General features: G+C 62.1%; 28 protein-coding genes. 12 read left to right on the top strand and 16 right to left on the bottom strand.

The features are described from left to right. Positions 1-9: 9 nt before the first annotated feature. Entirely contained in the window at positions 10-1,242 is a 1,233-nt protein-coding gene (locus ACFXS9_RS01685; RefSeq protein ID WP_392684416.1) for a flavin-dependent monooxygenase, read from the bottom strand. 48 nt (positions 1,243-1,290) lie between these two features. Continuing rightward, positions 1,291-1,809 (bottom strand): flavin reductase family protein, encoded by a 519-nt coding sequence (locus ACFXS9_RS01680; RefSeq protein ID WP_392684414.1) that lies wholly within the window; start codon positions 1,807-1,809, stop codon positions 1,291-1,293. Positions 1,810-2,016: 207 nt separating this feature from the next. On the opposite strand from ACFXS9_RS01680, the gene ACFXS9_RS01675 reads away from it, so the two are divergent. Then, the gene (locus tag ACFXS9_RS01675) at positions 2,017-2,469 is read left to right on the top strand and encodes a MarR family winged helix-turn-helix transcriptional regulator (protein WP_392687177.1); all 453 of its coding nucleotides are present in this window, start codon (positions 2,017-2,019) and stop codon (positions 2,467-2,469) included. A 27-nt stretch (positions 2,470-2,496) separates the two neighbouring features. On the opposite strand, the gene ACFXS9_RS01670 is transcribed toward ACFXS9_RS01675, so the two are convergent. Beyond that, positions 2,497-2,691, bottom strand: a complete 195-nt coding sequence (locus ACFXS9_RS01670) for a hypothetical protein (RefSeq protein WP_392684412.1) — start codon at positions 2,689-2,691, stop codon at positions 2,497-2,499. 141 nt (positions 2,692-2,832) lie between these two features. On the opposite strand from ACFXS9_RS01670, the gene ACFXS9_RS01665 reads away from it, so the two are divergent. Then, positions 2,833-3,288 carry a lipocalin-like domain-containing protein gene (locus ACFXS9_RS01665; protein WP_392684409.1) on the top strand — a complete coding sequence of 152 codons (456 nt, stop codon included), beginning with the start codon at positions 2,833-2,835 and terminating at the stop codon, positions 3,286-3,288. A gap of 107 nt (positions 3,289-3,395) precedes the next feature. Here ACFXS9_RS01665 and ACFXS9_RS01660 read toward each other — a convergent pair whose 3' ends face one another. From ACFXS9_RS01660 to ACFXS9_RS01645, 4 genes are all read right to left on the bottom strand, one after another. Then, positions 3,396-3,947 carry a TIGR02281 family clan AA aspartic protease gene (locus tag ACFXS9_RS01660; protein WP_392684406.1) on the bottom strand — a complete coding sequence of 184 codons (552 nt, stop codon included), beginning with the start codon at positions 3,945-3,947 and terminating at the stop codon, positions 3,396-3,398. Positions 3,948-3,975: 28 nt separating this feature from the next. Further along, positions 3,976-4,179: a DUF1289 domain-containing protein gene (locus ACFXS9_RS01655; RefSeq protein WP_392684404.1), complete on the bottom strand. Its 204-nt coding sequence runs from the start codon at positions 4,177-4,179 to the stop codon at positions 3,976-3,978. A gap of 46 nt (positions 4,180-4,225) precedes the next feature. Further along, complete coding sequence (locus ACFXS9_RS01650; RefSeq protein ID WP_392684401.1) at positions 4,226-5,830, bottom strand: sensor histidine kinase; 1,605 nt, start codon at positions 5,828-5,830, stop codon at positions 4,226-4,228. Between the two features lie 202 nt (positions 5,831-6,032). Continuing rightward, positions 6,033-6,905: an NAD(P)-dependent oxidoreductase gene (locus tag ACFXS9_RS01645; RefSeq protein WP_392684398.1), complete on the bottom strand. Its 873-nt coding sequence runs from the start codon at positions 6,903-6,905 to the stop codon at positions 6,033-6,035. Between the two features lie 174 nt (positions 6,906-7,079). Between ACFXS9_RS01645 and ACFXS9_RS01640 the strand changes: the two genes are divergently transcribed. From ACFXS9_RS01640 to ACFXS9_RS01625, 4 genes are all read left to right on the top strand, one after another. Beyond that, positions 7,080-7,517: a VOC family protein gene (locus tag ACFXS9_RS01640; protein ID WP_065728480.1), complete on the top strand. Its 438-nt coding sequence runs from the start codon at positions 7,080-7,082 to the stop codon at positions 7,515-7,517. Positions 7,518-7,693: 176 nt separating this feature from the next. Continuing rightward, positions 7,694-8,827: an Mrp/NBP35 family ATP-binding protein gene (locus ACFXS9_RS01635; protein ID WP_392684394.1), complete on the top strand. Its 1,134-nt coding sequence runs from the start codon at positions 7,694-7,696 to the stop codon at positions 8,825-8,827. A gap of 181 nt (positions 8,828-9,008) precedes the next feature. Continuing rightward, on the top strand, positions 9,009-10,097 hold the full coding sequence (locus ACFXS9_RS01630; RefSeq protein WP_028349799.1) for a TRAP transporter substrate-binding protein: 1,089 nt from the start codon (positions 9,009-9,011) through the stop codon (positions 10,095-10,097). 171 nt (positions 10,098-10,268) lie between these two features. Further along, a complete protein-coding gene (locus ACFXS9_RS01625; RefSeq protein ID WP_028349798.1) occupies positions 10,269-11,357 on the top strand; it encodes a TRAP transporter substrate-binding protein in 1,089 nt (362 codons plus the stop codon). A gap of 92 nt (positions 11,358-11,449) precedes the next feature. Here ACFXS9_RS01625 and ACFXS9_RS01620 read toward each other — a convergent pair whose 3' ends face one another. From ACFXS9_RS01620 to ACFXS9_RS01595, 6 genes are all read right to left on the bottom strand, one after another. Next, a complete protein-coding gene (locus tag ACFXS9_RS01620; protein ID WP_392684391.1) occupies positions 11,450-13,105 on the bottom strand; it encodes a TRAP transporter large permease subunit in 1,656 nt (551 codons plus the stop codon). A 28-nt stretch (positions 13,106-13,133) separates the two neighbouring features. Continuing rightward, entirely contained in the window at positions 13,134-13,715 is a 582-nt protein-coding gene (locus ACFXS9_RS01615; protein ID WP_392684388.1) for a TRAP transporter small permease subunit, read from the bottom strand. A 242-nt stretch (positions 13,716-13,957) separates the two neighbouring features. Then, on the bottom strand, positions 13,958-15,565 hold the full coding sequence (locus ACFXS9_RS01610) for a TRAP transporter large permease subunit (protein WP_392684385.1): 1,608 nt from the start codon (positions 15,563-15,565) through the stop codon (positions 13,958-13,960). Next, on the bottom strand, positions 15,562-16,101 hold the full coding sequence (locus ACFXS9_RS01605) for a TRAP transporter small permease subunit (protein ID WP_213290257.1): 540 nt from the start codon (positions 16,099-16,101) through the stop codon (positions 15,562-15,564). Before ACFXS9_RS01605 ends, ACFXS9_RS01610 begins: the two co-directional genes overlap by 4 nt. A gap of 212 nt (positions 16,102-16,313) precedes the next feature. After that, complete coding sequence (gene moaA / locus ACFXS9_RS01600; RefSeq protein ID WP_392684382.1) at positions 16,314-17,342, bottom strand: GTP 3',8-cyclase MoaA; 1,029 nt, start codon at positions 17,340-17,342, stop codon at positions 16,314-16,316. A gap of 137 nt (positions 17,343-17,479) precedes the next feature. Further along, positions 17,480-18,172 carry an HAD family hydrolase gene (locus ACFXS9_RS01595; RefSeq protein WP_392684379.1) on the bottom strand — a complete coding sequence of 231 codons (693 nt, stop codon included), beginning with the start codon at positions 18,170-18,172 and terminating at the stop codon, positions 17,480-17,482. A gap of 161 nt (positions 18,173-18,333) precedes the next feature. Here ACFXS9_RS01595 and rpiA point away from each other — a divergent pair, with 161 nt between their 5' ends. The 5 genes from rpiA (at position 18,334) to ACFXS9_RS01570 (ending at position 22,444) form a co-directional block, all read left to right on the top strand. Then, entirely contained in the window at positions 18,334-19,032 is a 699-nt protein-coding gene (gene rpiA, locus ACFXS9_RS01590; protein ID WP_392684376.1) for a ribose-5-phosphate isomerase RpiA, read from the top strand. 24 nt (positions 19,033-19,056) lie between these two features. Beyond that, a complete protein-coding gene (locus ACFXS9_RS01585; RefSeq protein WP_028349790.1) occupies positions 19,057-19,602 on the top strand; it encodes a DUF2059 domain-containing protein in 546 nt (181 codons plus the stop codon). A gap of 111 nt (positions 19,603-19,713) precedes the next feature. Further along, positions 19,714-21,099, top strand: coding sequence for a glutathione-disulfide reductase (gene gor, locus ACFXS9_RS01580; RefSeq protein ID WP_392684374.1), 1,386 nt, complete (start codon positions 19,714-19,716; stop codon positions 21,097-21,099). A 91-nt stretch (positions 21,100-21,190) separates the two neighbouring features. Then, a complete protein-coding gene (locus ACFXS9_RS01575; protein WP_392684372.1) occupies positions 21,191-21,502 on the top strand; it encodes a hypothetical protein in 312 nt (103 codons plus the stop codon). A 102-nt stretch (positions 21,503-21,604) separates the two neighbouring features. Then, a complete protein-coding gene (locus ACFXS9_RS01570) occupies positions 21,605-22,444 on the top strand; it encodes a 3-hydroxybutyryl-CoA dehydrogenase (protein ID WP_392687175.1) in 840 nt (279 codons plus the stop codon). A 105-nt stretch (positions 22,445-22,549) separates the two neighbouring features. Here ACFXS9_RS01570 and ACFXS9_RS01565 read toward each other — a convergent pair whose 3' ends face one another. Together ACFXS9_RS01565 and ACFXS9_RS01560 are read right to left on the bottom strand one after the other, a co-directional pair. Next, a complete protein-coding gene (locus tag ACFXS9_RS01565; protein ID WP_392684369.1) occupies positions 22,550-23,626 on the bottom strand; it encodes a flavodoxin family protein in 1,077 nt (358 codons plus the stop codon). An 80-nt stretch (positions 23,627-23,706) separates the two neighbouring features. Continuing rightward, positions 23,707-24,297, bottom strand: a complete 591-nt coding sequence (locus ACFXS9_RS01560) for a cysteine hydrolase family protein (RefSeq protein ID WP_392684366.1) — start codon at positions 24,295-24,297, stop codon at positions 23,707-23,709. Positions 24,298-24,487: 190 nt separating this feature from the next. Between ACFXS9_RS01560 and ACFXS9_RS01555 the strand changes: the two genes are divergently transcribed. Next, positions 24,488-24,700, top strand: a complete 213-nt coding sequence (locus ACFXS9_RS01555; protein WP_392684363.1) for a hypothetical protein — start codon at positions 24,488-24,490, stop codon at positions 24,698-24,700. 347 nt (positions 24,701-25,047) lie between these two features. Here ACFXS9_RS01555 and ACFXS9_RS01550 read toward each other — a convergent pair whose 3' ends face one another. Continuing rightward, positions 25,048-25,959 (bottom strand): alpha/beta fold hydrolase, encoded by a 912-nt coding sequence (locus ACFXS9_RS01550; RefSeq protein WP_392684361.1) that lies wholly within the window; start codon positions 25,957-25,959, stop codon positions 25,048-25,050. Positions 25,960-26,154: the final 195 nt, after the last annotated feature.

The following is a 26,154-nucleotide window of genomic DNA, read 5'->3' as shown; positions in this document are numbered from 1 at the left end:
TACTGTCCCTTAGTATTGACCTTGCGGCGTCAGCCCGAGCGCGAGTTGGCCGTACATGGTGCCGACGGCGTCCCAGTTCATGCTGATGTGGCGGCCGACGGCATTGGCATCGCGCCAGGCGCGCTGCACCGGATTGGAAAGATCGAGGCCGAGCCCGCCGGTCGAGGCGTTCAGCGCTTCGCTGGCGCGGATGGCCAGCGCAACCGAAAAGGCCTGACCGCGGCGGCTGACGATGCGGTCCTCGACCGAGACCGGCCTGCCGTCGCGGATCGTCGCCGCACGGTCCCTGAGATCGCGCAGCAGCACTTCGCGCGCCGCATCGACGGAAGCGGCCGCTTCCGCAACACGTAACTGGATGGTCGGGAAATCCGCCATGCGGTTGTTGTGGCCCGCCACCGCGCCGCGCGTAATTCGCCTCGAGGTAACGGCAAGATAGTCCTCCAACGCGCCGGCGGTGGCGCCGACTGCGGTAGATGCCAGGCAGGAGGGAATGTTCGACAGCATCGGGATTGAGAAGGTGGGGTTGGCGGCATGCAGCGCGGCGCCCGGTGTCTTGCCGGATGTGGTGTCGGCGAACGACAGCAGGCGGTGGGCGGGCACGAATACGTCCGACAGTACGAGCGTCTTGCTACCGGTGCCGCTAAGGCCGACGACATTCCATGTATCGTCGATGACGTAGTCGGTGGCCGGCACCAGCAGGAAGGCCGGCGCAAACTGGCCGGCTTCCGTCTTCGACGGCAATAGCGCCGCGCACAACGACCATTGCGCATTGTCGCAGCCGCTCGCAAACGACCAGCGCCCGCTGAGGCGATAGCCGCCGTCGACCTCGATCGCCCTGGCGGCCGGAGCATAGGAGCCGCAGGCCAGCGCATCTAGATTATCATCCCAGACGTCGCGCTGCGCGATTTCCGGAAATCCCGCGATCAGCCATTGATGGGCTGCGAGCAGGCCGCCGACCCATGCCGTCGAGGCGCAGCTTTTCGCAAGCTCGATGTTCAGTTCGACCAGCACGTCGAAATCGTGCTCGTAGCCGCCGAACATCGCCGGCTTGACGATATCGAAATAGCCGATCATGCGCAGCGCCGTGATGTTCTCTTCCGGCACGCGGCCCGCCTTTTCCGTGGTGTGGGCGCGTGCCTTGATCTGCGGCGCGATCTGCGCCACGCGGCTCCGCAACTCGCTAATGTCGGGGCGAGCGGCCGGCGGCGCGGGTACATTCTTCAACTGGGCGACTGATACCATTGGTTTGCTCCGTATCTTCGATGGGCTGGAAGGCGGCGGCTTGGCGGATCACGCAGCCTGGCTGTCGTGTGGCACCGAGAAGCAGTAGGTCGCGTCCTGGTAGATCAGGGGTTCGATCGGATCGCGCACGTTCACGGTCTCAGCTTCGCCGATGAAAATCGTGTGCGTGCCGTAGGGGACGGCGGCGGCCTTCTTGCAGAAGATGTTGATCTGCGCGTCGGCGAGATAGGTGACGCCCTCGGCCGAGGTCATCCATTGGCCGAGCCCGAACCGTTCGTCGGCCGGCACCGCGCCGCTGAAGGCGGATGAAAGTGTGATCTGGTCGCGGCGCAGAACGTTGACGCAAAACCGGCGCGCCAGCAGCATGATGTCGTGCAGCAGCGTTTGTCGGTTGACGCAGACGATCAGCGAAGGAGGGTCGAGCGACAGCGACGTCACCGCGGTCGCCGTCATCCCGTGGCGGCGGTTCTGGTCGGCAGACGTGATCACCGACACGGCGGCCGGAAATCGCCGCAACGCTCGCTTGAACGTTTCACGCAATTCGTCGGATGCCGAATCCAGCGACATGGTTTCCTCCACTGCACGGTCCGCTCTTGATCGGCGGCTTAATTTTCGTGAACAATAATTGCATTTGCAAATGACAAGTCAATCGGAAATTTTCAGATGCAACAATTGCCTTGAAAAATGATCGGCGCCCGGCTATTGGAGGGATGCAAAAGTTGCACCAAAGCGGGATGCAAGATCTTGTACCGGCTAACGAATTCCTTGCCCTACATGCTTAACCGCGTCGGCGTGCGGATGGGCGACCTGTTTTCCCGGCGCATCGCGGGCTACGGCGTGACACTACCGATGTACCGCGTGATGGCCGCGCTCTGGGAAAAGGGCGATCAGCGCCTCGGCGATCTCGCCGACATGACGACGATCGAGATATCGACGCTGTCGCGCCTGATCGGCGAGATGAAGCGGCGAGGCCTCGTCACGCGCACGCGGCTAAAGGACAACGCGCGCACGGTCGCGATCAACCTCACGCCCAAGGGGCGGACGCTGGTGGAAGAATTGATCCCGATCGCCATCCATTTCGAGGAAGTGGCGGTTCGCAATTTTCCGTCGAAGAACGTTTCGGACCTGAAGACCGTGCTCGCAGAAATCTACGAGAGCCTGAATTCGATCGAGCCCGAAATCGAGGAAGTCAACAAGGCGCGCAAGGCGGCGAAGTCGAAAGCGTAACGCTTGCGGACAATTCCTCTGCCAGCCTTAGCTGCGCATCGCGGCACGAAAGCCGACGAAGCTCAACGTGCCAGCCACGATGACCGCAATCCAGCTCGCCCAGAACGGCACATCCACGCCATTCAAGGTGACGGACCATCCCATCACGATCCGGATCAACTGCAGAAGTGCGATCAAGGCAAAGATGGCGGCGGCAAGCGTGCAAAAGGTTCTTGTGGTCATGCCCGTTACTCGTTTCGCTTGAACGTGGTAACGTCCGGGATTGCGGTGCCGGACCAACGTTATCAGTCTCTTCGGGGAGAGACCAATGAATGTGCAGTGATTTTCGCGGCATGCACTATCGCGGCGGCTTTTGGATCGTTCATGATGACATTCGATGCGCTTGGCCAGAAACAATCGTTGAAAGAGCAATTGGTTGGTACTTGGACGCTGCTCTCGTGGGAGCAGAAAAAAGGTGACGGCATCAAGGTCGAGCGTTATGGGACCAGCCCAAAGGGCATCGCCTTCTTTGATGCGGGCGGGCGATACATCATCACTGTGATGCGATCAGATCGTGCCAAATACGCGAGCAATGCCCTATGGCAGGGCACTCCTGACGAAAACAAAGAAACGGCCGACGGCACGATAACTTACTTCGGAACATATTCGATAAGCGAGGCAGACAGCAGCATCGCAATTCACGTCGAGGGCAGTTCCTTTCCAAATTGGAATGGCACGGATCAGAAGCGCTTTGTCACAATTGCCGGAGAACAATTGACGCTGACTGTTCGTCCTTCGGCTGGAAACGTAGTTGACGTGATCTGGAAGCGTGCGAATTGACTGAGCCCGCCAACTTGGCTCTTGGCCCGTCGCGTCGATATCAGCATATCTGCTTTTGCGCCGCTCTTGCAGGCCAAGCGGACATGATTAGTTTGTGAGTCCACGCCTTAGTTCGCCGCCGTGCGGCGCTTGCTCCGGCCCGCCACCTCGGGATAGCCGTGCAGCTTCAGCTTGTCGGCCTGCACGCCCCAGCTTTCCAGGCGGTCCAGAAAGCTCATGCCGAGCAGGTTGGTCTTCATCAGCCCGCGCGGCACCACCAGCGCCGGGACCGATTTCTCGACGAGGCCGCCGACCGCGAGGCGATCGAGGGTCAGCCGCGCCGCCTTGGTGTGGCCGCCCGCGGTTTCGAGTTCGACGTTGTATTCGAGCATCTCGATCGGCAGGCCGATCGCCTTCGCCGTCTCCCAGGTCAGCACCACCGACGTTGCGCCGGTGTCGATCACCATCGGCGCCTTGACGCCGTTGATCTTGGCGTGCAGCGCGAATTCACCGGCCTTGCCGCGTGCGATCTCCACAGCGGGCGCCGGCTCCAGGCTGCGTTGCCACAGCATTTTCGTGACCGAGTTGCTGGCGCGCGCGATCTGGTTCGGATCGCCATAGGCGACGACGGCGCCGGCGGTGGCGGCGAGCATCGCCAGAACGAGCATGATGCGGATCACTGGGCGCCTCCGCCGTTTCCTCCGGCGATCAGCCGCGCTCGGTGCGCGGCGGCATCGGAACCAGGCCCGCATCCACCATGCGCGTCGCAAGCCCTTCCATCACGGCCAATCGCTCCGCCGTTTCCATGCGGTGCCAGCGCGCGATCTCCGGCAACGTTCGTCCGCAGCCGAAGCAGAGATTGGTTTTGGGATCCATTGTACAGACTGCGATACACGGCGTTTCTTTGCTCATTCCTGGATAGTGAAGTGGTTTGGTTCCTTTGCGCAAGCGCTTGCAACTACAACCCCGTGCCGGCACTCATGATCGGCTTGTGACGCGGCCGCCGCTTGTCCTCGGCGGCCGCGGTGACTGCGGGTTCCGGCTGCAGGGGCGGGGCGTCCTCGGCCATCGGCGCCAGCGCGCTCATCACGCGCTCCGGCGGGAAGGTGACGATGACTTCGGTGCCGATGCGCAATTTCGATTTCAGCGTGAAGGTGCCGCCATGCATGTCGATCAGGCTCTTGGCGATCGGCAAGCCCAGGCCCGCGCCCTGTTCGGCCGATTTGATCGAGTTGGAGCCCTGGCCAAACGAAGCCAGCACAATCGGGATTTCATCCTCGGCAATGCCGGAGCCGGTGTCCTTGACGCTGAGATATTGTCCACCCGACGCAGTCCAGCCGACCTTGAGCCAGATATCGCCGCCCGGCGGAGTGAACTTGATCGAGTTGGATATGAGATTGAGCACGACTTGGCGCGTGGCACGCTCGTCGCCCCAGATCCTGGGCATGCCGTGCTCGAACACCTCATGAATGGTGATGCCGCGGCTAGTCGCGCGCAGCTTCAAAAGATGGTGGCAGTCGGCGACGACATGCACGAGCGACACCGCTTCCTCGTTAAGTTCGTAGCGGCCGGCCTCGATCCGCGACAGATCGAGAATCTCGTTGATGAGGTTGAGCAGGTGGACGCCCGAATTGTGGATGTCGGCGGAATATTCCTTGTAGACCGGCACGGCGTGCGCACCGAAAATCTCGCTCTTCATCACCTCGGAGAATCCGAGGATCGCGTTCAGCGGCGTGCGCAGCTCGTGGCTCATCTGCGCCAGAAAGCGCGACTTGGCGACGTTGGCGGATTCGGCGCGGTGCCGCGCTTCATCCGAGATCGCCTTGGCCTGTTCGAGCTCGCCGATCAGCGCATCCTTTTCGGCGCGCGCTTCGATCGTCTCCAGCGTCGTCGAATGAAGCTGATGGGCAAGCAGCGCAAAATAGCTTTCGGCGGCGACCGCCAGCAGCGCGAGCGCGTAATTGTCGAAGGTTCCGCCCATCACGAAATTGAGCGCGATCGCAGCCGTCACCGGCGCGGTTGCCGCCACGGCGGCAATGGGCAGCGTCGCGGCCAGCATGCTTGACACCGCGATCACCAGCAGCATCAGGAACATCATCATCGTGTTCGAGACGACGTCGAGGCCGGCGGGGTCGAGCAGGATCGCCGTCCAGCTCAGGCCGTAGAGCAGGTCGAGCAGCACGAAGCGGGTTTGCCATTTGCGCGTGGCGGCGAGATTAGGCTGCTCGCTGAGGAAGCGCTTGCAGTTGCGAATGATGGTGGCATGGATGCAGAGCATGCCGACGGTCCAGACCGCGGCCGGCACGGCATACTTCCAGAGGCCGAACAGCACGCCGGTCGCAACCACCAGCAGCATGACCACGAAGGAAGCCGATACCCGGGTCTGGGCGTATTGTCGGAGCAACTCGGTATCGAAGGCGGGGCGGGTCCCGCTGGTCGACGTTAACCGATCGCGCGCCTCGCGCACGCGCTGCGCCGCCACGCGCCGGGTGTTGACCGCTGGTGCGACCGGCGCTTCTGCCGGAAGCTGGACAACCTCGGGCTTCTCTGCGGGCTTACTCATTGAACAACACAAATCCTGCCCGCGAACTGCGCGGGCTTTTGCATTGTCTATCTGTGCCGCTAAATCATTAAGCGATGACTTAAAGAGCTAAAAATTCTCGTAAACGGGAAGTTAAAATTAACCTGTCGGGCGGACGGAACCCCCGCTTCTGACAGGATAAGAAGCGGGGGCTCTGTGCTTTGTCTTAACCTGTTTCTTTAACTCACCGCTCCAGCCGGGCCAAAAGGCTCGACGTATCCCAGCGCTTGCCGCCCATCTTCTCGACCTCGGCGTAGAACTGATCGACGAGGGCGGTCACCGGCAGGTTGGCGCCGTTGCGGCGGGCCTCACTGATGCAGATCGAGAGGTCCTTGCGCATCCATTCGACGGCGAAGCCGAAGTCGAACTTGCCGTCATTCATGGTCTTGTAGCGGTTCTCCATCTGCCAGGACTGCGCCGCGCCCTTGGAGATGGTCTCGATCACGGCCGCAACGTCGAGTCCGGACTTCTTGGCGAAGTGAATGCCTTCCGACAGGCCCTGGACGAGACCTGCGATGCAGATCTGGTTGACCATTTTGGTGAGCTGTCCGGCGCCGGCGGGGCCGAGCAGTTTGCACATCCTTGCGTAAGCGCCGGAAATGATCGGCTCGGCAGCGGCATAGGCGTCTTCCTTGCCGCCGCACATCACCGTCAGCACGCCATTTTCCGCACCGGCCTGGCCGCCGGACACCGGCGCATCGATGAACTTGAAGCCGGCCTTGACGGCAGCAGCATCGAGCTCGCGGGCGACTTCGGCGGAGGCGGTGGTGTGGTCGACGAATACCGCGCCCTTTTTCATGCCGGCGAAGGCGCCATCGGTGCCGATCGTGACCGCGCGCAGGTCATTGTCGTTGCCGACGCAGCACATCACGAAATCCTGACCTTCGGCCGCGGCCTTCGGCGTCGGCGCGGTACGCCCGCCGAACTTGTCCGCCCACTCCTTCGCCTTGGCCCCGGTGCGGTTGTACACGGTCACCTCGTGGCCGCCTTTTTTCGCCAGATGTCCTGCCATGGGGAAGCCCATTACGCCGAGACCGAGAAAAGCGACTTTAGCCATGTGAGTTACCTTGGAGTTTTTCGCCGGCGACGTTGGGCCGGCCGGACGGTGTTTTTGGAGGAGCCGCACCATAACCGCTGCGCAGGGGAGGGCAACGCCTTCGTTGATGGGCGGGGCTGGATTCGTGCTAGGATAGGTTCCTCAAGAACCTCACAAAAAAGGGAGTGACATCGTATGGGCGTCAGCGTGGGCGTGCTCGACCATTTCAACATCCGGACCCGCAACCTTGCCGATACGGTCCGGTTCTATGAGGACATTCTGGGCCTGGAAAAGGGCGCGCGGCCCAACTTCGCATTTCCCGGGGCCTGGATGTACAGCGAGGGCAAGGCGGTGGTGCACCTCGTCGATATTTCCAAGACCGACGAGCCGCAAAAGCCCGATTCCGGCGTTGTCCACCATGTCGCGTTTGCCAGCTACGGCTTTGACGGCATGAAACGGCGGCTGGAGCAGAAGGGCATGGCGTACGACTCCCGGCAGGTTCCGGGTGGTGACCTCTGGCAGATCTTCGTCAACGACCCCAATGGCGTGATGATCGAGCTGAACTACGAGGCGGCCAAGGAGCAGGCGGCTGCCGCCCCCGCGGAGCGGCGGGATGACGTAGGAGCGAGATAGCCTTTTGCGCTGAACCGCTCTATGGGTCGCATCAGACTGGCATAGCGTCTTGGAACGAGGCTCCGCTTTCGGACTTGGTCCGGAGCGGGTTGGGTTCGCGTCAAGAATGCGCGTCAAAACAAGCGAGTAGGGCCCGGTTCTCGCTCGGAACCGAAAGGGCTTCAGGAGATGCGCAAGTGAGCGTAACACAGCAACAGGTTCTCGATGCCGTTAGCCGGGTGGCCTCGCCGCGCGGCGTGCCACTGACCAATGCCAACGTGCTGTCGGCGATCTCGGTCACCGACGGCAAGGTGTTCTTCTCCATCAATGTCGACGCCGCCGAGGCTAGAGCCTGGGAAAGCGTGCGCGCACAGGCCGAAGCTGCAGTGCGCGCGATCCCTGGTGTCAGCACGGCGATGATCGCTCTCACGGCCGAGCGCAAGCCCGGTGCTCCGCAGGCCGCGCCCGTGGCGCATCGCCATGCGCATGGCGTGCAACCCGCTTCCGCCCACCGCCCACCGCAGGGCGCGGCCTCGCCGATGTCGAAGCAGGCGGAGATTCCTGGCGTTGCCGCCGTCATCGCCGTGGCCTCGGGCAAGGGCGGTGTCGGCAAGTCGACCACCGCGCTCAATCTTGCGCTTGGCCTGCGCGACCTCGGCCTGCGTGTCGGGCTGCTCGATGCCGACATTTACGGCCCCTCGGTGCCGCGGCTCGCCGGCATCAATGAGAAGCCGCAGCTCAACGCCGACCGCAAGATGATTCCGATCAAGCGTTTCGGGCTTTCGATCATGTCGATCGGCTTCCTGGTCGAGGAAGACACCGCGATGATCTGGCGCGGGCCGATGGTGATGTCGGCGATCACCCAGATGCTGCGTGACGTGGCGTGGGGCACGCTCGATATTCTCGTCGTCGACATGCCGCCCGGTACGGGGGACGCGCAATTGACCCTGGCGCAGAACGTGCCGCTGAAGGGAGCGGTGATTATCTCAACCCCGCAGGACCTCTCCCTGATCGACGCGCGGCGCGGGCTTGCGATGTTCAAGAAGGTCAACGTGCCGGTGCTCGGCATTGTCGAGAACATGAGCTACTTCCAATGTCCCGAGTGCGGCACGCGCTCGGACATTTTCGGCCATGGCGGCGCGCGCCATGAGGCGGAGCGGCTGGGTGTTCCATTCCTGGGCGAAATCCCGCTGCACATGTCGATCCGGACCACCTCGGATGAAGGCAATCCGGTGGTGGCTAGCGAGCCTGATGGCCCGCATGCCGCGGTCTACCGGGCCATCGGGACCAAGGTTCGCGACCAGCTTCAGGGCGCGATTGCCGCGGCCTGAGGTTGCATTGTCCGCGCCCATACGACTTTCGTTTAATCAGTGCAGTCATGCCTTTGTCGCGTTTTCGAACGCGAACTTCCGTGTTAAAGCGCCCCCGCCAGAGCGCCCCGGATGCCGTGGAATTCGTCCCGCCGGAGGAACGCTCGAGGAAATTTGGGGAACGACCCGAAGGAGAGCTTGAATGAAGCGTCGTGATTTTTTGAAGGTTTCAGCGGCCGGTGCTGCCGCGACAGCCGTTGCCTCGCCGGCGATCGCGCAATCGTCGCCTGAGATCAAATGGCGCCTGACGTCGAGCTTCCCGAAGTCGCTCGACACCATCTATGGCGGTGCCGAGCACCTGGCGAAGCAGGTCGCCGAGATGACCGACAACAAATTCCAGATCCAGGTCTTCCAGGCCGGCGAACTGGTTCCGGGTCTGCAGGCGCTCGACGCGACCTCCAAGAACACCGTCGAGATGTGCCACACCGTTTCGTATTATTACGTCGGCAAGGATCCGACCTTTGCGATCTTTTCGGCCGTGCCGTTCGGTCTCAATGCGCGCCAGCAGAACTCTTGGCTGGCGCAAGGCGGCGGTAACGACCTCGCCAACGAGTTCTTCAAGAAGTCCGGCGTGATCGGCTTCCCCTGCGGCAATACCGGCACGCAGATGGGCGGCTGGTTCCGCAAGGAGATCAAGACGGTCGCCGATCTCTCGGGCCTCAAGATGCGCATCGGCGGCATTGCTGGCCAAGTCCTGCAGAAGGTTGGCGTGGTGCCGCAGCAGATCGCTGGCGGCGATATCTATCCGGCGCTGGAAAAGGGCACCATCGACGCCGCCGAGTGGGTCGGTCCGTATGACGACGAGAAGCTCGGCTTCCAGAAGGTCGCGAAGTTCTATTACTACCCCGGCTTCTGGGAGGGCGGCCCGACGGTCCACGCCTTCGCCAATCTCGAGAAGTGGAATGAACTGCCGAAGAGCTACCAGGGCATTCTCACCAACGCGGCGGCGAACACTAATGCCTGGATGAATCAGCGCTACGACATGCTGAACCCCGCGGCACTGAAGCGCCTCGTCGCCAGTGGCACGCAGCTTCGTCCGTTCACTAACGAAGTGCTGGAAGCTTGCCTGAAGTCGACCAACGAATTGTGGGCCGAAATCTCCGGCAAGAACGCGGACTTCAAGAAGGCAATCGACGCGATGCAGGCCTATCGCTCCGACCAGTATCTGTGGTGGCAGGTCGCCGAATATACCTACGACAGTTTCATGATCCGTTCGCGCACGCGCGGCTGATCGGAGCCGGATACCTATCCCAAAAGCTTACGAGGAAGCCCGGCCTTCGCAGGAAGGTCGGGCTTTTTCGCGTTTCCATCCAATTGCTTATGGAAATCGGCGGCCGGATGTTCCATGCTTGATCCAAGCCTCGAAACGAAGGCTGACCGGCACAACCAAAAGGGATGAAATATGAAGCGAAGAGATTTTCTCAAAGTAACCGGCTTGGGTGCGGCAGGTGCTGCAACGATCGCAGCGCCCGCGATTGCGCAGGGCTTGCCCGAAATCAAGTGGCGCATGCCGACGAGCTGGCCGAAGTCCTTGGACACGCTCTATGGCGGTGCCGAATTGATGGCCAAGATGGTCGGCGAAGCCACCGACAACAAGTTCCAGATCCAGACATTTGCCGGCGGTGAAATCGTCCCCGGCCTGCAGGTTCTCGACGCCGTGCAGAACGGCACCGTCGAGATCGGCCATACCGCATCATACTACTATTTCGGCAAGGATCCGACCTTCACCTTCGGCTCTGCGGTGCCGTTCGGGCCGAACATGCGTCTCAACCAGGCCTGGTACATGCTTGGCGGCGGCAGGGATCTGCTCAACGAATTCTACAAGAAGTACAACGTGACCTCGCTGCTCGCCGGCAACACCGGCGCGCAGATGGGCGGCTGGTACCGCAAGGAGATCAAGACACCCGACGACCTGAAGGGGCTGAAGTTGCGCATCGGCGGCTTTGCCGGTCGTGCGCTGCAGAAGCTTGGCGTCGTCCCGCAGCAGATCGCGGGCGGCGACATTTACCCGGCGCTCGAAAAGGGCACCATCGATGCCGCGGAGTGGGTCGGCCCCTACGACGACGAGAAGCTCGGCTTCGCGAAGGTTGCCCCCAACTACTACTATCCCGGCTGGTGGGAAGGCGGCCCGATGCTGCTGGCCTTCGTCAATCTCGACAAGTGGAATGCCTTGCCGAAATACTACCAGTCGGTTCTCGAGCAGGCCGGCCACTACGCCAACAACTGGATGATGGCGAAATACGATCAGGCCAATCCGCCCGCGTTGCGCAAGCTGATCGCAGCCGGCGCCAAGCTGCGCCCGTTCCCGGCGCCGGTGATGGAAGCCTGTTACAAGGCGGCGAAGGAATTGCACAGCGAAGTCGCAGCCGGCAACGCCGATTTCAAGAAGGTGTATGAATCGCTGACGTCGTTCTCGAACAACGGCTATTCATGGTTCCAGGTGGCCGAACTCGGATACGACGGCTTCATGGCGCGTCACTCGCAGGGCTGATTTCGTCGAACCTGCCAAAAGCAAGCAAAAACCCCGGAGCGAAAGCTCCGGGGTTTCTTATTTGGGAGAAGCGGATGATTTGAGCAGCGGCGCTACTGTTTGGGCTGCCCGAAATCGAGTGGCGGCAATTCGATCTGCGGCACCTCGATCTTGATCGAGTTCGGATCGATGGTCGACGCCGCGCCCTTGTAGTGCATCACCATCGCCGGGAACATGATGACCAGTATCACCATGATGACCTGGATCACCACGAACGGCACCGCGCCCCAATAGATCTGGCCGGTTGTCACCGGGTCCATGCGCTTGCCGGTGACGCGGTCGATATAGGATTCCTTCGGCGCCACCGATCGCAGATAGAACAGCGCGAAGCCGAACGGCGGGTGCATGAACGACGTCTGCATGTTGACGCCGAGGATGACGCCGAACCAGATCAGGTCGATGCCGAGCTTTTCCGCCGCGGGTCCGAGCAGCGGAATAATGATGAAGGCCAGTTCGAAAAAGTCGAGGAAGAAGGCCAGGACGAAGACGAGCGCGTTGACGAAAAGCAGGAAGCCGATCTGGCCGCCGGGCAGGGAGGTCAAGAGATGCTCGACCCAGATGTGGCCGTTCACGCCGTAGAACGTCAGCGAGAACACGCGTGCGCCGATCAGGATGAAGATCACGAAGGCCGACAGTTTGGCCGTCGATTCCGTCGCTTGCCGGATCAGATCCCAGCTCAGCCGGCGCTTGGCGGCGCCGAGAATGAGTGCGCCGGCCGCGCCCATCGCGCCGCCTTCCGTCGGCGTGGCAATGCCGACGAAGATCGTGCCGAGCACCAGGAAGATCAGGAACAGCGGCGGCACCATCACGAAGGTCGTCTGCTGCGCCATCGCCGACAGGAAACGGAAGCCGGTGAACTTATGAATGAGCCAGTTCGCCACCGCCACGAAGAAGGCAAACAGGATGCCATAGAACATGCTGAGCACGACGTAATCGGCGCCGCGCGCCTCCGAATGGCGCATCATGAACCAGCCGAAAACGCAACTGACGATGAAGAGGACGCCGAGTGACCAAAGTCCGCGGCTGCCATCAGGCTCGCGAAAACCGACCGCCTCCGCTGGCAGACCCGGAGCAGCCTTGGGATAGATCATGCTGACCAGGAACGCGTAGCCGGCATACAGGCCAGCGAGCACCATTCCCGGGATGAACGCGCCCTCGTACATGTCGCCGACCGACTTGCCGAGCTGGTCGGCCATCACGATCAGGACGAGAGAGGGAGGAATGATCTGCGCCAGCGTACCGGAAGCGGCGATGACGCCGGACGCCATCCTTCGGTCGTAGCCATAGCGCAACATGATCGGCAGCGAGATAAGGCCCATCGAGATGACGGAAGCGGCAACGACACCCGTGGTTGCCGCGAGCAACGCGCCGACGAAAATGACGGCATAGGCGAGGCCGCCGCGGATCGTGCCGAACAATTGTCCGATAGTATCGAGCAGATCCTCGGCCATGCCCGACCGTTCGAGCACCAGTCCCATGAACGTGAAGAACGGAATGGCGAGCAGCGTGTCGTTGTTCATCACGCCGTAGACGCGCTCAGGCAGCGCTTGCAGGAAGTCCGGCCGGAACTCGCCCAGCTCGATGCCGACAAAGGCGAAGATCAGTCCAACCGCGCCGAGCGAAAATGCCGCCGGATAGCCCAGCAGCAGGATGATCACCAGCGACGCGAACATGATCGGCGCCATGTTGGCGATGAGAAAAGCAGTCATCTAGTCCCCCTGAGATCGCGCCTGACGATCAGCGTTTTTCGATCGCCTCGACGAGGTGTTCGACCTCGGCTTCGAGAGCATGCATTTGAGATGCGTGTGGATCCGGAATCAGGCCGCGCATCACGGCGATTTGCTTGATCAGTTCGGAAATGCCCTGAGCGAACAGGAACACGAACCCGATGATGATCAGTGATTTGGCCGGCCATTGCGGCAGACCACCGGCATTGCCGGACTGTTCGTTGATTTCAACCGAGCGCATGAAGAACGGACCGCCGGTGATGATCATCACGATGCAGAGTGGCATCAGGAAAAATACGTGGCCGATGATATCGACGATATCCCGCCAGCGTTTGGAAAACAGGTTGTTTACGATATCGATGCGGATGTGCTCGTTGTCGAGCATCGTCCACGGCGAGCACAGCAGAAAGACAACGCCGAACAGCACCCACTGCAGCTCCAGCCAGGAATTCGAGGATACGTCGAAACTCTTGCGCACGACCGCGTTGGTGGCCGAGATGAGCACGGCTATCAGAATGAGCCACGCCAGGCGTTTGCCCGTCCACCGTGTGAATGCGTCGATTCCCCGGCTCAATTTCAAGAGCGATTGCAACGATGACCCTCCCAGACTGACGCCTCTGCCGTCTTGACCGCGCTGTTGGGCGCAGCCGGCTTATCCTGCCGAGCTAGCATGAAGCCGATGCACCAAACCAGCGCTCGCTGCTGCCGTCAATCGGAAGTTTGTTGATATTGAAGGGGAATATTTCGTCTGCGGAACAGCATTGCGTCCTGGCCCGAGCGCCAGGCTGTGGGCGCACGACTTCGTCAACGAGTCATTGTTTTCCGGAGCAATTACTACTGTTGCTTGAGCGGACCTAAATCCAGCGGCGGCAATTCGATATGCGGAACCTCAATTCTGATCTTGCTGAGATCCTCTGCGCTCACCGGCTTGTCCAGCAACGCGGTAACGGTCCAGGGGAAGGCGATCACCAGCACGACCATGATGACCTGCAAGCCGATCCACGGGATCGCCCCCCAATAGATGTCGGAGCTCTTGACTTCCTTGGGCGCCACGCCGCGCAGGTAAAACAGCGCAAAGCCGAACGGCGGATGCAGGAAAGACGTCTGCATGTTGACGCACAGCATCACGCCGAACCAGATCAGCGCCGCATCCGCACCGACCACCGGCGCCAGCACCTTTTGCGCAATCGGCGCAACCATCGGCAGGATGATGAAGGCGATCTCGAAGAAGTCGAGGAAGAACGCCAGGAAGAAGATGAACAGGTTGATGAAGATCAGGAAGCCCCAGACCCCGCCGGGTACCGAGGTCAGCATGTGCTCCAGCCAGACGCCGCCGGAGACGCCGAGGAACACCACGGAAAAGCAGGTAGAACCGATCAGGATGAACACCACCATCGAGGTGAGGCGCATCGTCGACTGATAGCCCTGACGGATGAGGTCGCGGAGGTCGGGAATGCGCACGGCTTCCAGACAAATCCAGATCACGGCGAGATAGGTGATTGCGAAGGCGATCTTGAACAGAAAGCTGCCCGTGTAGAGGATTCCGAGAATCGTTCCGACGCCCGCGGCGATGATGCCGATCAGCAGAATCCTGTTGCCGGCCGCGCTGAATTCCTTGTGGTGTATTGCGGCAAGCACGACGGCGCCAACGGCGCCCATTGCGCCGGCTTCGGTCGGCGTCGCCAGGCCCAGCATCATGGTGCCGAGCACGACGAAGATCAGCACCGCCGAGGGGATGATTCCCATCAGACATTTTCGCCACAGCGGCCAGCCGGTGAGCGTCAACGCCGACCTCGGCACCGGCGGCACGTGGTCCGGCTTGATGATGCCGAGAAGAAAGGTGTAGCCGGCGAACAGCGCGATCTGGAATAGCGACGGCCCCCAGGCGCCGAGATACATGTCGCCGACCGACTTGCCGAGCTGGTCGGCTAGCACGATCAGCACCAGCGACGGCGGCACGAGCTGGGTGATGGTGCCCGAGGCCGCCAGCACGCCGGTGATGTAGCGCATGTTGTAACCATAGCGGATCATCACCGGCATCGAGATCAGTGCCATGGCGATGACCTGAGCCGCCACCGTGCCGGTAATCGCGCCGAGAATGAAGCCGACGATGATGACGGAGTAGCCTAGTCCGCCGCGCACCGGGCCGAACAACTGGCCCATCGAATCCAGCATGTCTTCGGCCAAGCCGCATCGTTCGAGGACGGCGCCCATGAAGGTGAAGAAAGGGATCGCCAGCAGCAATTCGTTGGCCAGAACGCTCCCGAAGATGCGGCCCGGAATCGCCTGCATGAAGCTGAAGTCGAAAAAGCCGAGATGGATCGCGAGAAAGCCGAACGAGAATCCGACCGCCGCCAGCGTGAATGCGACGGGAAAGCCGATCAGCATCGCCAGAATAAGTCCGCCGAACATCAGCGGCGGCATCATTTCCAGCGTGATCATTGCACCGGTCTTTCGTACCTGGCATCGATGGTCACGAGATTCTGCAGCGCGGCGACGCGCTTGATGACCTCCGAGACGCCCTGCAGTGCGAGCATCACGAAACCTGCGGGCACGACGAGCTTGATCGGCCAGCGCAACAGGCCTCCGGCGTTGCTGGATTCCTCGCCGACGGCGTAGGCCTGCAGGAAGAACGGCCAGGACAGCCAGGTCAGCAGCAGGCAGGCCGGGATCAGGAAGCACAGCGTTCCGATCAGGTCGAGCCAGAGCTGGCCGCGTTCAGAGAGCATCAAATAGAAGATTTCGACGCGAACATGCTCGTTGCGCTTGAAGGTGTAGGAGGCGCCGAACATCACGAAGATGGCGAACATGTACCACTGCAGTTCGAGCCAGCCGTTGGAGCTATAGCCGAACGCGTAGCGGATCATCGCATTGCCGGCGCTGACCGTGCACGCTGCGAGGACCAGAAAGTTGCAGAGATTGCCGATCTTTTCGTTGAGCAGATCGATGCCGGCACTGAGCGCTAACAACGGCCGCATCATACCTGCCCGGGCGGCGGCCACGACGCCATCGCCGATGTCGCGATCGATTGCATCGATCGTCCTCCCCTTTTTGCGCTTCCGCCGTCTTTGCCGCTCCGTTTAGGTGCGGTGGCCTGTCCAGCCATGCTGGCGTGAAGCAGCCGCACCATTCCAGCGCGCTGCAACAGCGTCAATCGGAAAATGCGTCGGACGATATGGGGCTGCGGTAACTAGCCGCCCGTCACGCTCATGTGGCGCGAGACGCTCGGGCGATTATGCCGACGGTCGATGATGAAGTCGTGGCCCTTCGGCTTCAGCCCGATGGCGCGATCAATCGCTGCCGAAAGCAGGTCGTCGTCGGCGGAGGCCCGCAACGGCTTGCGCAGATCGGAGGCATCCTCATGGCCGAGGCAGGTGTGCAACGTGCCGGTGCACGTGATCCGTACGCGGTTGCAGGACTCGCAGAAATTATGCGTCATCGGCGTGATGAAGCCGAGTTTGCCGCCGGTCTCAGTGACGCGGACGTAGCGGGCGGGGCCGCCGGTGTCGTCGTCGAGATCGGTCAGCGTGTAGTGCTGCGCAAGGCGGGCACGGAGCAGCGACAGCGGCACATACTGGTCGATCCGCCCTTCGCCGATGTCGCCCATCGGCATGACTTCGATCAGCGTCAACGCCATGCCCTTGCCGTGCGCCCATTCCATCAGCGAGGGGATCTCTTCCTCGTTCACGTTCTTCAGCGCCACCGCATTGATCTTGACCGCAAGCCCTGCGTCCCGCGCGGCCTCGATGCCGGCCAGAACCTTGTCGAGATCGCCCCAGCGCGTGATGGCGCGGAACCTTGCGGCATCGAGCGTATCGAGCGAGACGTTGACGCGGCGGACGCCGCAGTCGCGCAGTTCGGCCGCAAAGCGCGCCAGTTGCGAGCCGTTGGTGGTCAGCGTCAACTCATCGAGCGCGCCGGTTCCAAGATGCCGCGACAGCGAGTGCACCAGCGACATCACGTTGCGCCGGACCAGCGGCTCGCCACCGGTGAGGCGAATCTTGCGCACGCCCTTGGCGATGAAGGCCGAGCACAGCCGGTCGAGTTCCTCCAGCGTCAGGAGATCCTTCTTCGGCAGGAACGTCATGTCCTCGGACATGCAGTAGAAGCAGCGCAGGTCGCAGCGATCAGTCACCGACACGCGTAGATACCGGATGGTCCGGCCGAAGGGATCGACCATCGGACGTAACTGCTGATCGGGTGACGGGGAGCCGCTCATTCAAACTGCCTCTAAAGGGGCCGCTGGTTCGCTAGCATAATCTAGGCACCTTGTAAGGCGGCTACAATCGCAACCTCTCAAAGGGGGCCGCGGGGCAGAGTGGGGGATCTATGGCGATCAAAATAATAACTGTAAAATCAAACAGTTAAATCCGTAAAGCGGCCGCTGAGCCCATCCACGGCGGCCGGTAATTCGCGCATATGCCCGATCAGCCGGTCGGGCTTAAGCTGGGCGATCGGAACGTCCGTGTAGCCGAATTCGACCCCAATCACGGGAACGCCGGCCCGCCTGGCGACGCCGACGTCAGGTCCCGCGTCGCCCACCATGATGGTCGCGCCAATATCCCCGCCGGCGCGCGCCACCGTCTGCTGCAGGATCACGGGGTCGGGCTTGGAGACGCCGAACGTGTCGGCGCCGCAGATCGCGGCGAATCGTCCGCTCAAGCCCAGTTCGTCGAGCAGCCGCTTCGACAGCCATTCCAGCTTGTTGGTGCAGACCGCAAAACGACAGCCTTGCGCCTCGAGATCGTCGAGCGCAGCCTCCAGCCCCTCAAAGGGGCGCGATTCCACCGCGATATGGGCGCCGTAATAATCGACAAAATCCCTGGTGAGGCGGTCGATGTCGTCGGTGCTTATCGCACGGCCTTCCAGCTCCAGCCCACGTTCGATCAGCTTGCGGGCGCCGGCCCCGATCATGTTGCGCGCGGCACGCAGCGGCACCGGGGGCAATCCTTCGCGATCGAGCACGAAATTGAGCGCGGCGATCAGGTCGGGCGCGGTGTCGACCAGCGTGCCGTCGAGGTCGAAGACTACAGTGCGGGGAAGGCTCATCCGGAATTCGCTAGCGGCAGGCGGGCCTTCATGCAAGTGCAGCCCCGACACAGCGGACAACCTATTTCTGACAATTTAGACGGGCCACGGCGCTGTTCCCAAGGCCAAAACGACGCTAGACATGCGCCCGCGGATCGGCGGATTCTGGGAGCATCGTCAGCGTGGATATGGATGGACTTAAACGGCAAGCTGCGGCACGGGCGCTGGAGCATGTGCAGGATGGCATGAAGCTCGGGCTCGGCACCGGCTCGACCGCCAAGCATTTTGTCGAACTGCTCGGCGAAAGGGTTGCCGGCGGGATGAAGGTGATCGGCGTGCCGACCTCGGAAGCGACCCGAGCCCAGGCCGAAGCCTGCAAAATTCCACTGACCACGCTCGATGAAGTCGACCGGCTCGACCTCACCGTCGATGGTGCCGACGAGCTAGATCCCGCCCTCAACCTGATCAAGGGCGGCGGTGGCGCGCTGCTTCGGGAGAAGATCGTGGCGGCGGCATCCGATCGCATGATCGTGATTGCCGACGATACCAAATGGGTCGATGTTCTCGGCCGCTTCCCCCTACCTGTAGAGGTGATTCCGTTCGGGCTGGCCGCCACCCAGCGGGCCATGGCCGCGGCATTTGCCCAAAGCGGCGTTTCCGGGCAAATGGGGCTCCGCAAGGGCAAGGACGGCCACGTTTTTGTCACCGATGGCGGCCACTGGATTGTCGATGCCCATCTCGGGCGTATCGCCGATGCGCCGCGTCTGGCGGGCCTGTTGAGCCTGATCCCGGGTGTCGTCGAACACGGGTTGTTCATTGGCCTGGCCAGCACCGCCGTCCTGGCAGGTGCCCAGGGAATTCGCGTAGTTGAGCGGCGGTAACGCCGGTAATCGAGGAGAATTGGAATGAAGAGGCTTTCACGGATTTTGTCGGCGGCCGGCCTTGCGGTGGGGCTGGCCCTGACCGGCGCTCCGGCCGGCGCGCAGCAGAAGAACGCGCCGGCGGCGCCTGCGACCGCGCCGCTCAAGCCCGGTTCACCGGCGGCGATCGCCGCCGCCAAGGAAATCCTGGCGATGAAGAATGCGGCGGCGATGTACGCCAACGCCGTTCCCAATCTCGTCGAGCAGACCAAGAACGTGCTGATGCAGAGCAATCTGAACTATCAGAAGGATCTCAACGAGGTCGCCGTGATCGTGGCCAAGAATCTCGCCGGCCGCGAAAAGGAGATCGGCGAAGGCATGGCGCAGGTCTACGCCAATGAGTTCACCGAGCAGGAGTTGAAGGACCTCGTGACCTTCTACAAGTCGCCGCTCGGCCAGAAGCTGCTCGCGAACGAGCCCCGCGCCATTCAGTTCAGCATGTCGTACATGAACCAGTGGGCGCAGCAATTTGCTGAAGTCATCAACGGCCAGTTCCGCGCCGAGATGAAGAAGCGCGGCAAGGATATCTGATCTTCAACCGAAGCATGCCCTCGGACTTGATCCGAGGGTGGACTTCCGGTTCGCATGAAGAAAACGCGTCAAATATAAGAGATCAAACGGACGACTTCGGGCGGGGTTGAGATGGCTAAGTTCGACGTCGATCTGTTCGTCATCGGTGGTGGTTCGGGCGGCGTTCGCGCCGCCCGCATCGCCGCCGGCCATGGCGCGAAGGTCATGGTCGCCGAAGTATACCGGATGGGCGGCACCTGCGTGATCCGCGGTTGCGTGCCGAAAAAGCTGTTCGTACTCGGCTCGCACGTCCGCCACGAGATCGAGGACGCAAAAGGTTTCGGCTGGACCATTCCCGAATTCTCCTTCGATTGGCCGACGCTGGTCGCCAACAAGGACAAGGAGATCGCTCGCCTCGAAGGCATCTACGCCGCCAATGTCGAGAAATCAGGCGCGAGCATCGTCAAGACGCGTGCCGTGCTGGAAGACGCCCACACGCTGCGCCTGTTGACCGGCGAAACGGTCACCGCAAAATACATCCTGATCGCGACCGGCGGCGCGCCTAATCATGGGCGGGAGATCCCCGGCATCGAGCACGTGATTTCCTCCAACGAGGCGTTTCACCTCACCGAACTGCCGAAGCGCATCGTGATCCAGGGCGGCGGCTATATCGCGCTGGAATTCGCCGGCATCTTTGCCGGCTTCGGCTCCGACGTGACCGTGATCTATCGCGGCGACAACATTCTGCGCGGTTTTGATGAGGACGTCCGCAAGCACGTGCGCGCCGAGATGGAGAAGCAGGGGATTACGATCATCACCGGCTGCACCATCGATAAAGTGGACAAGCACGGCAACGAATACACCACGCATCTATCCAGCGGTTCGAGCATCGCCTCGGAGAAGGTGATGTTCGCTATCGGCCGCCACCCGAACGTCGCCAATCTCGGGCTCGAGAAGGCCGGCGTCGCCATCAACCCTGCCAATGGCGGCATCGCCGTCGACGAGTGGTCGAAGACCTCGGTCGACAACATCTATGCGATTGGTGACGTCACCCATCGCCTCAATCTGACGCCGGTCGCGATCCGCGAGGGCCATGCCTTCGCCGACACCGTGTTCGGCAAGCGGCCGGTAGCAGTCGACCACGCCACCATTCCGACGGCGGTGTTCTCGCAGCCCGAGGTCGGCACGGTGGGCCTGACCGAAGCGCAGGCCCGCGCGCAAGTGAGCCATGTCGACATCTACAAGGCCGATTTCCGTCCGATCAAAGCGACGATGTCCGGCCGCGACACCCGCGTGCTGATGAAACTCGTGGTCGACGGTACGACGGACCGCGTGCTGGGCTGTCACATCGTCGGCGACACAGCGGCCGAGATCGTTCAGGCGGTCGCGATCGCCGTGAAGATGAAGGCGACCAAAGCCGATTTCGACGCGACGATCGCGCTGCATCCGACGGCGGCCGAGGAATTGGTGACCATGCGGACGCCGACGGCGAGGTATGTGAGGCAGGCGGCGGAGTAGGTAGAATCGTAGGATGGGTTGAGCTCTTGCGAAACCCATTACCTTCCGTGAAGCGCCGTGGCTGGCAATTGATTTAGGTTGGAGTCCTGTGTTGCCCGAGCCCGAAATTTCTCTGGTAACGAGTCGGCTCGCAGCGGACATGGCTTCGCTTCATCCGCAACATCGGGCGGCACTCGAAAGCGCGCTGATCCGTCCGCGTGCAGTCGGCGTGAGTGACTCCCCCGGAGAATTAGTTGTTGCTGTGGCGGTTCTCGACGAGAAACTGCTCTATTGGTCGGACATCGAGGAAGGGTGGGAGCTTGAGGCACCCGATGGTCGCGGCAACATTCCCTCTCGCGGTTGCAACCAGTTTGAACTCCGGCATGTGCTCTATCAGGTTTTCGGCGCCCCCGATGCGTCCTAAGGGCGGCCGAGTGAGCGTGCCAAGGGCTACCGATGGCTGCGGCACTCTGATAACGGTGCAGCCAAACATTCAATAGTGGAGTTATCCCCATGATCGAGATCAATCGGTATCGTAGGCGCAGGCACGATGGGCAACGGGATCGCGCAGGTGTGCGCGGCGGCGGGCCTTCCGGTGGTCATGACCGACATTTCCGATGCCGCGCTCGCGCGTGGCATGTCTGTGGTCGCCAACAGCCTGGAGCGCCTCGTCAACAAGCAGAAGATGACCGACGCCGACCGGCAGGCGGCGCTGGCGCGCATCACGACGACCACGGACACGGCGAAGTTTTCCACCTGCGATCTCGTGATCGAGGCGGCGACCGAGAATGAGGACCTGAAGGTCAAGATACTGAAGGACCTTTGTCCGAAGTTACGGCCGCAGGCGCTGCTCGCGACCAACACGTCCTCGATCTCGATCACGAAACTCGCCGCGGCGACCGACCGGCCGGACCGTTTCATCGGCATGCACTTCTTCAATCCGGTGCCGTTGATGGCGCTGCTGGAATTGATCCGAGGCTTGCAAACCTCCGACGATACCCATGCCAAAGCGGAAGCCTTTGCAAAGCGGATCGGCAAGGTCTCGATCACGGCGAAGAACAGCCCGGGTTTTGCGGTCAACCGCATCCTCTGCCCGATGATCAACGAGGCGATCTTCGCGCTGCAGGAGGGGCTGGCTACGGCGGAAGACCTCGACGCCGGCATGAAGCTCGGCTGCAACCATCCGATCGGCCCGCTGGCGCTCGCCGACATGATCGGCCTCGACACCATGCTGTCGGTGATGGAGGTGTTCTACCAGGGCTTCAACGACCCGAAATACCGCCCCGCGCCGCTCTTGAAGGAAATGGTCGCCGCCGGTCATCTCGGCCGCAAGACCGGGCAGGGGTTTTATAGTTACGGGAAATAGGGGAGCGATAGCGATAGCATGTAGGATTGGTAGAGCGCAGCGAAACCATCGATCCCTCCACCGAGAGATGATGGGTATCGCTTCCGCTCAGCCCGTCATACGAAGTCATTTCGGATCAGGTTCGATAAGACCCTTCGCCGGATTCTCCAGCTTCCCCGCCCGCGCTAGCGTCACGGCATTCCCCAGCGTGCGCGCCGCGTTGCGCACCTCGTCCTGGAATTCACGGTCCTCGTCCAGGGCCTGGTGCGAAGTGGCGTAGGGCTCCATGTAGCCGATATAGCCCTCGGCTTCGGCGGTGCGGCCAGCCGAGATCAGCGACATGTCGGTTAGCCAGTCCGAAAGCGAGCGGCGCAGCGTCTCCGTGCCCGCGCTGTCGCCGTGCACGACGAGGCCGAAATGCCGGCCGGCCAAATGCCGCGGATAGGGCCATCCCTTTAGTTCGAGCGCCTTGGCCTGGTCGGCATGCTTGCCGTGCGTCGAGGTCGGATCGGGATTGCCGCCATCGGCGCAGACCAGGCGATCCATCATTGCCTTCAGCGGTGTCGGCGCGTGATACCAGTTCACCGGCGCCACGATCAGGATGCCGTGCGCGGCCACCCAGAGCGGATAGATTTCGTTCATCCAGTCGTCGGTCTGGCCGAGCGAATAGTTCGGATAGCAACTGCAGGGCCAGTGGCAGAGCGGCATCGCGGTGGCGACGCAGGATTTGCAGGGATGAATCTGCCGGCCATATTCCGACGTTAGCCGCGACAGATCCAGAATGTCGACCGCAAATCCCATTTCGACCAGCACCGGCTCGGCGAGCTTGACCAGCCGCCACGTCTTGGACGCCTCGCCGGGGCAGGTATGCTCGCTTCGCGCCGAGCCGTTGATGACGAGGATGCGCGGCTGCGCAGCGGCATCGTCGTGGCGCCGCTGCGCTTCGAGAATGGCCTCGCGTGCGGCGAGCCAGTCCACCGCGATTTCGTACTCGGGATCGGCGAAGCCCGCGCCCGCCTTGCGCGTCAGGGGGGCCTTGCGGGAATGGCTATAGGCGTCCCATGCCGCCGCGACGACGGCGTCGAGCTCGCGCTGCAGCGGCTGGAAGACCGGATCGACAAAGCGGCCGCGATAGCGCCTCTCGAATTCCTCGCGCGGCAATTTGACGGGCGGCATTTCCTTGCGAACGTCCGGCGCCGCCATGGATCGATCCTTTCGCGCAATGATGGCTGCCGTCTCAACGTTGGAGCCGGAGCGACGGTTCCGGCGGCTGGCCGGAGCATCTAGTCCGGACGCCACATGTCGAACAGTTCTTCGGCGCTTACCAGCTCGATCTGCTCGTTGAACCGCGTCCGGTACATGGTCATCAGCGCATCATGGCCGGTGTCCGAGGAACTGCAGAGCGCATCTTGCACGATGACGACGCGAAAGCCGAGATCGACCGCGCCGAGCACCGTGGCAAGCACGCAGACGTCGGTCTCCGCGCCTGACACCACCACTGTGCCGACATGCCGCTCGACCAGCAGATGACCGAGCCGCGATCCGAAGAACGCCGAATAGGCGGGCTTGTCGACGACCAGAGCCGGCGGTGAGTATCGTGCTAGCGCCGGCACGATATCAAGCGCGCCAGGTGCGAGATCGCCGCGCGTCGCGCGCTCCCATTTGGTGAAGTAGACGCGCCACTGGCCGCGACGGTCTTCCGGCCGCTCGGGTGTGATGAAGCGCGTGAATACCGTCCGCTCCGGATATCGCGCGGCAATCTGCGAGATCACCGGCAATACCCTTTCCATCCATGGCGTTTCCCACACGCCGCCCCTGGCGAAGATGTTCTGCATATCGATGCACAGATGTGCGGCGTCGCGAATTCCTTCCATGAGTGGCCTCTCGCCTCATTGAGAAGGCTAATTCGGAAAAAGGGAAGCTGGTTTCAACAGCCGGCCGGGAATGTCCGGCCTTGCCAGGCGCGCGTAACGTCGCGACCGAGGCCGGCGGCCGAGGGTGAACGGAACTCCCGCCTTTGTGCCACGTTGCATTCATGGTTGATGATGCGTGGATGGAAAGGCCGTGGCTTACTTTTCCAGAAGGCAGGACGCGATCGAGCGGAGCGGCAAGATCCTGGCGGATGTCGTATGTGCGCTGCTCCTGTTGGGCTTCGCAATTGCGTACTTCGGCTGGCTAGGCGGCGCGGTTGCGTTTCTCATCGTTGAAGGCGGACTGCTGGCGGTCGAATACGTCTTGCCCAGCGACGACGGTGACGCGGCCGCCGTTGTGAGGTGAACGCGGACCGCCAGGCGAACCATATGCATGGTCTCACTGCCCGATGGTCAACCTCGCGCAGAGAAGGGACTATTCATGCCCGTGAAGGTCGATGCCGACGATCTGACAGCAACGGTGCGCTACGCGTTGGAGACCACGCGCGCCACGGCAGCGTGCCCTTTCCACTGGGATGTGATTATTCGCGTCGGCGATGACGCCGCCGAGAGCCATGCTCTCGAGCGCGCAAGAAAAAATTGTCAGGAGCGATGGCACCCATTGGCCGGTGCAAGCTGTCAGGAGCGAGTTCGCGCGTCAGCTTGGCGAGGCCGCGGACGGCCAATGTCCCCTGTGCGAGGGCTGATCGCAAGTTACGCGCGGACCTCCGCCTGGATCCATTCCGCGGCCCCGCGCCACAGCGTGTCGCGATGCTCGGGCCGGAAAAATCCCATGTGCCCGATCTTGCTCACGCCGGTATCCGCAGGCCTCACCGTGATGATCTCAGGCGCGGTCGAGGTAAATCCCGAACACAACAATTCGACCGCCGGCGGCGTTGCCCAGGGATCGTCGGACATGCAGAGTGCACGCAACGCGCCTTGGTATTTCGGGAAATTCTGCACGGCTTCGAGCCTGGCATCGTCGAACAGATAGCGCGGGCTCATCACCCAGCCGACCCATTGCAAAAATGCATCCTTCGGCAGATCCATGCCGAGACCGGCCTTGCCGGGCATGTAGCCGAGCGCGCGGGTCAACGGAGTGCCCACAAAATTGAGCAGGGCATAGACGCGGTAGCGCTCCGGCGCCGTCATCAGTTTCCAGTAGCCGGCTTGTGCGGCGATCAGGAGTGCACGCGAAATCTCCGAATTGTTCGGCAACAGGCCGAGCGCCTGGCCGCCGAACGAATGCCCGACATAGGCGAAGGGCAGCGCCTTGTAACGCTCCCGCATCCAGGCCACCGCCGCGGTGATGTCCTGGGCTGCCCAGTCCGACATCGAGGCCTTGAAGCCGACCAGCGATTTCGGCCTGATGGAGCCGGTCAGCGCCTGCGGCCTCGAGTCGCCGGTGCCGCGATAGTCGTAGGTCAGAACCGCGCAGCCGCGGTGGGCGAGGTAACTGGCAAAGCCCCGGTAGAGTTTGCGGGGAACGGCGGTCGCCGAATTGACCAGGACCGCATGGCGTTTGGCCCCGCGGGGCAGAAACAGCGTCGCGGCAAGGGGATATCCATCCGTCGCGGGCACCGTGATGTCGTCGCTAAATATGTCGTCCAGCCCCGGCTCGGCCACCGTGTTCTCCTGCTAGCTTTGCGAGCGGCCATAACAAAAGCGAATTCGGATTTCGCCGCAAGAGCTTGTCAGGACTACCGGAAATCTAACTGGCGGTCGGCCCGCGGCCTGTGTATAACCCGGCCTTCGTAACCTTCGACCCGGCTCCGCCGAGGCTTCGCCGTGGTCCTCCCGACTTTGGTCGCGCCGAAGTTT

Source organism: Bradyrhizobium sp. RDI18, from assembly GCF_043203335.1.
Lineage (GTDB): Bacteria > Pseudomonadota > Alphaproteobacteria > Rhizobiales > Xanthobacteraceae > Bradyrhizobium > Bradyrhizobium retamae.
Note: the sequence above shows the minus strand (reverse complement) of the source record. Positions and strands in the feature narration are given on the sequence as shown.

Bases quoted from the DNA above. Each gene is read 5' to 3' on its own strand.
- ACFXS9_RS01685 (WP_392684416.1), bottom strand. From the start codon at position 1,242: ATGGTATCAGTCGCCCAGTTGAAGAATGTACCCGCGCCGCCGGCCGCT.
- ACFXS9_RS01680 (WP_392684414.1), bottom strand. From the start codon at position 1,809: ATGTCGCTGGATTCGGCATCCGACGAATTGCGTGAAACGTTCAAGCGA.
- ACFXS9_RS01675 (WP_392687177.1), top strand. From the start codon at position 2,017: ATGCTTAACCGCGTCGGCGTGCGGATGGGCGACCTGTTTTCCCGGCGC.
- ACFXS9_RS01670 (WP_392684412.1), bottom strand. From the start codon at position 2,691: ATGACCACAAGAACCTTTTGCACGCTTGCCGCCGCCATCTTTGCCTTG.
- ACFXS9_RS01665 (WP_392684409.1), top strand. From the start codon at position 2,833: ATGATGACATTCGATGCGCTTGGCCAGAAACAATCGTTGAAAGAGCAA.
- ACFXS9_RS01655 (WP_392684404.1), bottom strand. From the start codon at position 4,179: ATGAGCAAAGAAACGCCGTGTATCGCAGTCTGTACAATGGATCCCAAA.
- ACFXS9_RS01650 (WP_392684401.1), bottom strand. From the start codon at position 5,830: ATGAGTAAGCCCGCAGAGAAGCCCGAGGTTGTCCAGCTTCCGGCAGAA.
- ACFXS9_RS01645 (WP_392684398.1), bottom strand. From the start codon at position 6,905: ATGGCTAAAGTCGCTTTTCTCGGTCTCGGCGTAATGGGCTTCCCCATG.
- ACFXS9_RS01640 (WP_065728480.1), top strand. From the start codon at position 7,080: ATGGGCGTCAGCGTGGGCGTGCTCGACCATTTCAACATCCGGACCCGC.
- ACFXS9_RS01630 (WP_028349799.1), top strand. From the start codon at position 9,009: ATGAAGCGTCGTGATTTTTTGAAGGTTTCAGCGGCCGGTGCTGCCGCG.
- ACFXS9_RS01625 (WP_028349798.1), top strand. From the start codon at position 10,269: ATGAAGCGAAGAGATTTTCTCAAAGTAACCGGCTTGGGTGCGGCAGGT.
- ACFXS9_RS01620 (WP_392684391.1), bottom strand. From the start codon at position 13,105: ATGACTGCTTTTCTCATCGCCAACATGGCGCCGATCATGTTCGCGTCG.
- ACFXS9_RS01610 (WP_392684385.1), bottom strand. From the start codon at position 15,565: ATGATCACGCTGGAAATGATGCCGCCGCTGATGTTCGGCGGACTTATT.
- ACFXS9_RS01605 (WP_213290257.1), bottom strand. From the start codon at position 16,101: ATGCGGCCGTTGTTAGCGCTCAGTGCCGGCATCGATCTGCTCAACGAA.
- moaA (WP_392684382.1), bottom strand. From the start codon at position 17,342: ATGAGCGGCTCCCCGTCACCCGATCAGCAGTTACGTCCGATGGTCGAT.
- ACFXS9_RS01595 (WP_392684379.1), bottom strand. From the start codon at position 18,172: ATGAGCCTTCCCCGCACTGTAGTCTTCGACCTCGACGGCACGCTGGTC.
- ACFXS9_RS01585 (WP_028349790.1), top strand. From the start codon at position 19,057: ATGAAGAGGCTTTCACGGATTTTGTCGGCGGCCGGCCTTGCGGTGGGG.
- gor (WP_392684374.1), top strand. From the start codon at position 19,714: ATGGCTAAGTTCGACGTCGATCTGTTCGTCATCGGTGGTGGTTCGGGC.
- ACFXS9_RS01565 (WP_392684369.1), bottom strand. From the start codon at position 23,626: ATGGCGGCGCCGGACGTTCGCAAGGAAATGCCGCCCGTCAAATTGCCG.
- ACFXS9_RS01560 (WP_392684366.1), bottom strand. From the start codon at position 24,297: ATGGAAGGAATTCGCGACGCCGCACATCTGTGCATCGATATGCAGAAC.